The 9276-nt window shown below is 38.4% G+C and carries 7 protein-coding genes, 1 tRNA gene and 1 pseudogene; all 9 read left to right on the top strand.

The window, feature by feature from the left end; all coding sequences use genetic code 11:
• Positions 1 to 4 precede the first annotated feature (4 nt).
• The 9 genes and pseudogenes from AC3WOM_RS21640 (at position 5) to glmS (ending at position 9218) form a co-directional block, all read left to right on the top strand.
• Positions 5 to 77: transfer RNA gene (locus AC3WOM_RS21640), tRNA-Lys, on the top strand.
• Positions 78 to 261: 184 nt separating this feature from the next.
• Positions 262 to 1167, top strand: a complete 906-nt coding sequence (gene rocF, locus AC3WOM_RS21635) for an arginase (RefSeq protein WP_492448293.1) — start codon at positions 262 to 264, stop codon at positions 1165 to 1167.
• A gap of 132 nt (positions 1168 to 1299) precedes the next feature.
• Positions 1300 to 1863, top strand: coding sequence for an RNA polymerase sigma factor SigW (sigW, locus tag AC3WOM_RS21630; protein WP_054771242.1), 564 nt, complete (start codon positions 1300 to 1302; stop codon positions 1861 to 1863).
• A gap of 13 nt (positions 1864 to 1876) precedes the next feature.
• The gene (locus AC3WOM_RS21625; protein ID WP_427548394.1) at positions 1877 to 2503 is read left to right on the top strand and encodes a zf-HC2 domain-containing protein; all 627 of its coding nucleotides are present in this window, start codon (positions 1877 to 1879) and stop codon (positions 2501 to 2503) included.
• Positions 2504 to 2652: 149 nt separating this feature from the next.
• Positions 2653 to 3489 carry a diadenylate cyclase CdaA gene (gene cdaA / locus AC3WOM_RS21620; RefSeq protein WP_427548396.1) on the top strand — a complete coding sequence of 279 codons (837 nt, stop codon included), beginning with the start codon at positions 2653 to 2655 and terminating at the stop codon, positions 3487 to 3489.
• On the top strand, positions 3482 to 4537 hold the full coding sequence (locus tag AC3WOM_RS21615; RefSeq protein ID WP_427548398.1) for a CdaR family protein: 1056 nt from the start codon (positions 3482 to 3484) through the stop codon (positions 4535 to 4537). The genes cdaA and AC3WOM_RS21615 overlap by 8 nt, the downstream gene beginning before the upstream one ends.
• 304 nt (positions 4538 to 4841) lie before the next feature.
• On the top strand, positions 4842 to 6194 hold the full coding sequence (gene glmM, locus AC3WOM_RS21610) for a phosphoglucosamine mutase (protein ID WP_492448290.1): 1353 nt from the start codon (positions 4842 to 4844) through the stop codon (positions 6192 to 6194).
• Between the two features lie 88 nt (positions 6195 to 6282).
• A pseudogene (locus AC3WOM_RS21605) lies at positions 6283 to 6641 on the top strand (DJ-1/PfpI family protein); the annotation flags it as partial.
• 774 nt (positions 6642 to 7415) lie between these two features.
• A complete protein-coding gene (glmS, locus tag AC3WOM_RS21600) occupies positions 7416 to 9218 on the top strand; it encodes a glutamine--fructose-6-phosphate transaminase (isomerizing) (RefSeq protein WP_492448289.1) in 1803 nt (600 codons plus the stop codon).
• Positions 9219 to 9276 lie beyond the last annotated feature (58 nt).

Genomic DNA, 9276 nt, shown 5'->3' with positions numbered 1-9276 from the left:
ATTTGAGCCATTAGCTCAGTTGGTAGAGCATCTGACTTTTAATCAGAGGGTCGAAGGTTCGAGTCCTTCATGGCTCACTTTTTTTAGTATAAAATATTTAAAAAGTGTTACATTAACTACAGATACTAATCTCTTGCTGAAAACAGTAGGAGATTTTTTTATGTTTGAAAATATTGCATAAATATTCAAAAAAATGTTAGGTTGAGCCAAGGCGGATACAGGCTTTACAATAGTCTTACAACTAGAAAGGGGTATGAAAAGATGAATAAACTTAATATATCTATTATTGGAGTACCAACTGATTACGGGCAAGCACGTAGAGGCGTAGACATGGGACCTAGTGCGATCCGTTATGCGGGAGTTGTGGAACGCTTAGAGGCAATTGGACATAAGGTACAAGATCTAGGGGATATCCGCGTTAGTCAAACACTTAAAAGTGCTGTTGTAGATGAGAAACTACTTAATTTAGAGGAAGTTATTGATGTTAGTACAGCTTTAGCAAATAATGTACATGAAGCATTAGAGCAGAAAAAGTTTCCGCTAGTATTTGGTGGGGACCACAGTATTGCTATTGGTACACTTGCTGGTCTTGGAGAGCATTACAAAAACCTGGGTGTTATTTGGTATGATGCACATGCTGATTTAAATACACCTGAGACAACACCTTCTGGCAATATACATGGTATGCCTTTAGCTGTAAGCATTGGACTTGGTCATGATCGCTTAGTCAGAATTCGCGACTTTGCGCCAAAAATTAAACCTGAGAATGTTATCATTATTGGTGCGCGATCTGTAGATCCTGGAGAACGCGATCTTATTCGTCAACAAGGAATTAAGGTGTACACAATGCATGAAATTGATCGTCTTGGTATGACGCGTGTTATGGAAGATGCTCTTACCTATTTAAAAGAAAGAAATGTTGATGGCTTGCACTTATCGCTTGATTTAGATGGTCTGGATCCACTTTATACACCAGGAGTAGGGACACCTGTTCCAGGGGGAATTACGTATCGTGAAAGTCATTTAGCTATGGAAATGCTACAAGAATCAGGTATGTTAACATCCGCTGAATTTGTTGAGGTTAATCCGATTTTAGATGAAAAGAATACAACAGCTAATGTTGCTGTTGCATTAATGGGTTCTCTATTCGGAGAAACACTAGTTTAAAGAAAATTAACAAATAATTGCCTTTCACCACAATGAACAAAATCTTTTGCTATAATTAAAAATAAATTGAAACTTTTCTTATCAGAACCTCGTATAGTATAAGACAGTTGTAAAGGTGGAGAAGTCAACACAATGGATGCGTTAGTAAATAAGAGAATAAAACAAGTGCTTAAAGGCGATCAAAACGCATTTGCCGATATTGTGAGTCTCTATCAGCACAAACTGTACCAAGTATGCTATAGGATGTTAGGAAATAAACAAGAATCTGAGGATATTGCTCAAGAAGCATTTGTTCGTGCCTACATGAATTTGCATACTTTTGATCAGAAACGAAAATTTTCGACGTGGCTTTATCGCATAGCGACGAACCTCTGCATAGATCGTATTCGGAAAAAAAAGCCAGATTATTATTTAGATGCTGAAGTAGCTGGTACAGAAGGGCTTGATATGTATTCACAAATTGCAGCAGATGACCAGCTACCAGAGGAACAAATAGAGCAAATGGAGCTACAGGATCGCATTCAATATGAAATTGGACGTTTGCCAGATAAATATCGTTCAGTTATAGTATTGAAATATATTGAAGAGTTATCGTTGCAAGAAATTAGCGAGATTTTAGATATGCCTCTTGGAACGGTGAAAACGAGAATTCACCGCGGACGTGAAGCATTACGTAAGCAATTAAACAATCTGTAGGAGGGGGAGCGTCATGAATACTTGTCCAGAGCATATTATAGATTATATGCACGATTATTTAGACGGTGACATTAGTCGTGAGCATGAGCAAGAGTTAAAACAACATTTGCATTCATGTAGTGATTGTAAACAATTGATGCAAGAATTGAGTGAAACAATCGCCTTTGTGAAGAGTGCTTCCCATATTACAGCACCTCCGCATTTTGAAGAATCCGTGATGGCTCGTTTACCGAAACCCAAAAGTCGTGTAGGCATGCAAAAATGGATTCGCCGGCATCCATTTTTTGTGGCAGCAGCAGTATTTTGCTTATTCATGAGTGCAACTTTAATTGGTAACTTTATGGATGATCAACATTTCTCAGTGACCAAACAGCCGAACTTAGTTGTTAATGGTCAGACAGTCATTGTACCTGAGGGAGAAGTGGTGAAAGGTGATATTGTTGTTAAAAATGGTGATTTAATTGTTGAGGGTGAAGTTGATGGCAATGTCACTGTTATTAACGGGCAGTATATGGCTTCTTCAGCAGTTGTGTCAGGTAAAATAGAGGAAATTGACGAAGCATTCGAATGGTTATGGTATACAATCAAAAACTCAGTAAAAACCGCTTTGACATTTGAGGAGAAAGAAGAAACTAAATAACACTCTATACGTCCTAAAAGATAGTGCACGTGAGAGGCTGAAAGGTCTACTCTTATGAGTAGACTTTTCATTTGAAAAAAGTTACATTTGATAAGAATGTGCTATACTTAAATGTGTATGGATTCGCAATGAAAAGTGGGGGATGCCACGTGCAAATTATCGAACATTTCGCTGATTTAACACCTGTGAATATTGTTATTAACTTCTTAGATGTACTGCTTGTTTGGTACGTTGTTTATAAAATTTTAACCCTCATTAAAGGTACGAAGGCTGTCCAGTTATTAAAAGGGATTTTCGTAATTATTATTGCGCGCATCATTACGGACTTTTTAGGGTTAGAAACGTTGGGCTGGATGCTCAATCAAGTCATCGAGTTTGGTTTCTTAGCGATCATTATTATATTCCAACCCGAAATCAGACGTGGTCTTGAACAAATTGGTCGAGGTAAGCTATTCCAACGCTCTACTAGCCAGGTTGAGGATGAACAAACAAGGCTTATCGAGGCCATGAAGAAATCTGTTAGTTATATGGCTAAACGTCGTATAGGGGCGCTAATTTCTATTGAAAAGGAAACTGGTTTAAATGAATATATTGAGACAGGCATAGGTCTTAATGCTGAAATCTCTTCTGAATTACTTATTAACATTTTCATACCTAATACACCACTTCATGATGGAGCCGTGATTATGCAGAAGGATAAAGTAACTGCAGCAGCTTGTTACTTACCACTCTCTGAAAGCCCGTTTATTTCAAAGGAGCTTGGGACACGCCATCGTGCTGCACTTGGTCTAAGTGAAGTGACAGATGCGATAACAATTGTTGTATCAGAAGAAACTGGTGCTATTAGTATTACACTAAATGGCAATCTACACCGAAATCTTTCTCTAGAGGAATTTGAAACACTGTTACGTAACATGTGGTTTGGAACAGCTCAAGAATCAAGTGCAGCCTCTAAGTTGACTTGGAGGGGGAAAAAGAATGGATAAAATGATGGATAGCCCTTGGGTGTTACGAATCATCGCATTATTTCTTGCCTGTTTGCTATTTTTCTCTGTTCGTACGGAGCTTACTTCTTCAAATAAAACAACCTCCAATGAGCAAACAGATGTAATTCGCGATGTCCCAGTCGATGTTTTTTATGATAATGAGAACCTTATTGTAACGGGTTTGCCGAAAACTGTGGATGTGACAATAAAAGGCCCGATGCAACTTGTTATACAGGCAAAGGCAGCAAAAGACTTCTCAGTATTTGTGGATTTAAGTAATTTGCTAATAGGAAAGCATAATGTTAGACTGCAATATGAAAATATTTCTAATAAATTACAAGTTACTTTAGACCCAGCAATGGTAAATATAAATATTGAAGAAAAGGTCACACAGGAATTTCGAGTTGACCCTGAGATGAATCATCGTTTAATTGAAGAAGGATATATATTAAAAGGGATGACTGCAAAGCCAGCAACAGTATATGTAACAGGTGCGAAAAGTGCAATTGAGAGCATTAGTTATGTCAAAGCTACTGTATCAGGCGAGCAAGGTTTAAAGGAACCATTCTCCCAAGTAGCAGCTGTTAAAGTGTTAGACCGAGATTTAAATAAATTAGACGTGACAATAGAACCAGAGGCTGTAAAAGTAAAAGTTGATATAGCAGAGTATAGTAGGGAACTACCTGTTGTAATGAAGGAAATTGGAAAAGCGCCAGATGAAGTGACCATTAATGAATTAACACTTAATCAAAAAATGGTGAAGGTGTATGGTAGAAAATCCATTATAGACAGTTTAACTGAAATTCCTGTGGAAGTGGATTTGTCAAAAATTACAGAATCTAAAACATATGAATATGATGTAAAATTACCAGAGGGCGTGACGAAAATATCTGACTCAAAAATTAAAATAAAGGCAGATATTACAAAGGTTGAGCAGGAGAAAACAACACCGACAACGACTACTCCTCCGCCTCCTTCAGAGGAACCAAATACCACTCCTTCTGATGAAAATACTCCTACTGAGAAAACAGAAGATATTGATTCTTAAACAATAACTGACTATAATTTTATTTTGATTCAGTAGAGATTCATTCTCTATCGGTAGAGTATTCTTTCTCGAATATGAAAAAACACTAACGATAATAGATACTCAAGCTAAATCGAAATACTCTATGTTTATTATTTGAAATTGAGTGACTTGTTCTAATTCAGATACTATGCATAGAAATTTAATTAATAGTTACCAGTGAATGAACAAAAATTGACTTTTCCAAAAGTAAGCAGATGGGTGATCTTTTTGTCAGCATAGACGAGCTGATCACTGGCATGCATTGAAGGAGAGAATAATCAAAATGGGTAAATATTTTGGAACAGATGGCGTCCGTGGTGTCGCGAATAGTGAGTTAACACCTGAATTTGCATTTAAACTTGGCCGAGTAGGGGGCTATATTTTAACAAAGGATGCAACAGACCGTCCCAAGGTTTTAATTGGTCGGGACACACGTATCTCAGGTGAAATGCTAGAAGGAGCACTTGTGGCTGGCCTTTTATCAATCGGTGTAGAGGTGATGCGTCTTGGAGTTATTTCAACACCAGGTGTGGCTTACCTAACTAGAATTCTGAGTGCAAACGCAGGCGTCATGATTTCAGCTTCACATAACCCAGTTGCAGATAATGGCATTAAATTTTTCGGTCCAGATGGTTTTAAGCTGACAGATGCGCAAGAGAATGAAATCGAAGCATTGCTTGATGCATTAGAAGATACATTGCCGCGTCCAATAGGGGCAGATTTAGGCTCGGTAAGTGACTACTTCGAAGGTGGACAAAAATATATTCAATACTTAAAACAAACAGTAGATGAAGAGTTTGATGGCATCCATGTAGCACTAGACTGTGCACATGGTGCTACATCTTCCCTAGCTACACATTTATTTGCGGATCTGGAAGCGGATATTTCGACAATGGGTGCTTCGCCATCAGGCCTAAATATTAATGATGGTGTAGGGTCTACACATCCGGAAGGATTAGCTAAATTTGTTACTGAAAAAGATGCAGATGTGGGTCTAGCATTCGATGGCGATGGTGATCGTCTAATTGCAGTTGACGAAAATGGCAAAATCGTTGATGGTGATCAAATTATGTTCATTATCGGTAAGCATTTAAATGCGGTTGGACGCCTAAAAAAACAAACAATCGTATCAACAGTGATGAGCAATATGGGCTTCTACAAAGCTGTAGAAAGCAATGGTATAAAAAGTGTTCAGACAGCAGTTGGTGATCGATATGTTGTAGAAGAAATGCGCGCTCATGAATATAACTTAGGCGGCGAGCAATCAGGTCATATCGTTTTCCTTGACTATAATACGACGGGCGACGGCTTACTAACAGGTATTCAGTTAGTGAATATTATGAAAGCGACAGGAAAAAAACTTTCTGAGTTAGCATCTGAAATGAAAATTTACCCACAGCGTTTAGTAAATGTTCGTGTAACTGATAAGCATGCTGTTACAGAGAATGCTAAGGTTGCAGCAGTTATTGCTGAGGTTGAAGCGGATATGGCAGGCAACGGACGCGTGTTAGTCCGTCCTTCTGGTACAGAGCCACTTGTACGCGTAATGGTGGAAGCTGCAACAGAGACAGACTGTACACGTTATGTGGAGCGCATTGCTGATGTTGTCCGCGCTGAAATGGGTCTATCAGAATAATAAATAGTCAAACTCGATTTCCTTTAATAGGGAGTCGAGTTTTTTCTATGATGAACAGGTGTAACAATGTAGAATGTTTGAAAGTAATGGGATTGATGAGGTGAAAGCCACTAAATTTGATGGACTGTTTATTCCTGGTGGATTTTCTCCAGATATATTACGTGCAGACGATCGTGTGGTTGCCTTTGTAAAGGAATTTATGGATGGTATGAAGCCGACCTTTGCCATTTGTCATGGACCTCAGTTACTCATTACGGCTAAAACTTTAAATGGTCGCGATCAACTGGCTATAAATCGATTCGTGTAGACTTAGAAAATGCAGGTGCCAAGTTCCATGATGCGGAGGTATTTGTGTGCCAAAAGCAATTAGTCACAAGCCTCACACCAGATGACTTGCCAGCATTTAATCGGGAAATTGTGAAATTACTTGAAAGTAAAGAACGATAAAAATAGAGAGATAAAATATCAATCCATCCTCTATCAAGAGCCTTGTATCCACCACCACCTAATATAAACTCCGCTAAACCGCAAATACATAAGGCAGAAACCCACCATAGAATAAGCCAATTACCCATAATCCGATTTGTCACGAGTTTCGTAATATTACTGGAAAATCTCATTTAAATCAACAGCTTGCTCTGAATAACTGGTAAATTACTGAATGGGCATTTTTCGTGGATATTCTTTAATAATTGTCTCATTATTGTCAATATAGAGGGGTGAATGTAGGTATTTTTTATAACGATAATTTGACGGATAGCATATGATTGAGTATGATGGAGAAGTTGAAGATAAGGTCCGACCTTATCCTTTAACGAACGCAGAAGGAGGAACGAGAGCGTAAAATCGGAAAACAATTATAGCGCCTGAGCTGAGGAAATTGGACGGAGAAATCTTCAGCAGACGAGGTGGAGGTTTATCGAAAATTCGGCGGATGCCTCCCAATCGACATACCCGATTGTCATTTTTCATTTTGAAAGCATTCGAGTGATTGAATGTACAGAAAATGGAGAAGGTATAGTTAAAGCAAAGATAAATAGAGAAACTTCACGTATCGATTAACTACTTTTCAGTCGGCTGAGTAAGTAGTAGTAAGGTGCATGTAGTTGTATGCTTTTTTTCTAAGAAAAAAAGCACTACTTTTACATTCACAAAAATTCGATAGGCTGAGGTCTGATTTGTCATTGCGTTAAATTGATGATATCGGAGGAAATAAATTTTATGTGTGGAATTGTAGGTTATATTGGTGAATCAGATGCAAAGGAAATCCTATTAAAAGGTTTAGAGAAATTAGAATACCGCGGCTATGACTCAGCAGGTATTGCTGTTCGTAATGAAGCAGGTGTAACGATTTTTAAAGAAAAAGGACGTATTGCTGACTTACGTGAGGCAGTGGACGAAGAAATTGCAGCGAAAATTGGGATTGGTCATACACGTTGGGCAACGCATGGTGTGCCAAATCGTTTAAATGCTCACCCTCATCAAAGTGCATCAGGACGTTTTACACTTGTGCATAATGGGGTTATTGAAAACTATCATCTATTACAAAAAACGTATTTAAAAGGCATTCCAATGAAATCTGATACAGATACAGAGGTTATTGTGCAATTAGTAGAGTTATTTGTGAAAGAAGGTCTTACCACAGCAGACGCTTTCCGTAAAACTTTATCTCTATTACATGGTTCATATGCACTTGCACTTTTAGATGCAGAAGCGGCAGATACAATCTTTGTAGCAAAAAATAAATCACCACTTCTAGTTGGAATTGGTGAAGGCTTCAATGTTGTTGCTTCGGATGCAATGGCTATGCTACAAGTAACAGATCAATATGTTGAGCTTCACGACAAAGAGGTAGTTATTGTACACAAGGCTAGTGTGGAAATTACAAAATTAGATGGTTCTGTAGTAGAACGTGCACCATATACTGCGGAGCTTGATATGAGCGACATTGAAAAAGGTACTTATCCTCACTATATGCTAAAAGAAATGGATGAGCAGCCAACTGTTATTCGTAAAATTATTCAAGCTTATGAAGGTGAAAATGGCGAATTAACTATCGACGTGGAGATTTTAGAAGCATTAAGAGCAGCAGATCGTTTATATATTATTGCGGCGGGCACAAGCTATCATGCAGGTCTCATCGGTAAACAATATTTTGAAAAAATGGCGGGTATCCCAGTAGAAGTTCATATTTCTAGTGAATTTGGCTACAATATGCCTCTATTATCTGAAAAACCATTGTTTATCTTTATTACACAATCAGGTGAAACAGCAGACAGCCGTCAAGTGCTTGTGAAAATTAAAGAGCTTGGCTATCCAACATTAACGATTACAAATGTACCTGGCTCTACACTATCACGTGAAGCAGATCATACATTGTTATTACATGCAGGTCCAGAAATTGCGGTAGCCTCAACAAAAGCGTATGTAGCGCAAGTAGCTGTTCTTGCTTTAGCAGCCTATGTAACAGCTAAGGCAAACGGCAAAGGCTTAGAATTCGATTTAAAACAGGAGCTTGCAATTGCCGCAAACGGTATCCAAACAATAATCGATTCTAAAGAAGTTTTAGAAGATATCGCAGAAGACTATTTAAAAATTGCTCGCAACGCATTCTTCATAGGTCGTAACATCGATTTCTATATAAGTCTCGAAGGTGCTCTAAAGCTAAAGGAAATTTCATACATTCAGGCAGAAGGTTTCGCTGGTGGAGAACTTAAGCACGGAACAATTGCCTTAATCGAAGAGGGAACACCAGTATTCGCCCTTGTGACTCAAGAAGCTGTAGCATTAAATATTCGTGGTAATGTGAAAGAAGTAGCTGCACGTGGCGCATATCCATGTATTATCGCAATGGCTGGTGTTGATGAAGATGGGGATCGCTTAGTAGTCCCACATGTACACGAATTACTAACTCCACTTGTTTCCGTAGTGCCGTTACAATTAATTAGCTACTATGCAGCACTTCACCGACGTTGCGATGTCGATAAACCACGTAACTTGGCTAAATCGGTGACTGTGGAGTAGGGTTGTTTGTTTCAAGGAATTGTGAGTTATAACTAATGCTGTCACAATTTATAATTAT

It is taken from the genome of Lysinibacillus sp. FW301-JW8, from assembly GCF_058788755.1.
The sequence above is the reverse complement of the archived record's forward strand: the minus strand, read 5'-3'. Positions and strand labels throughout refer to the sequence as shown.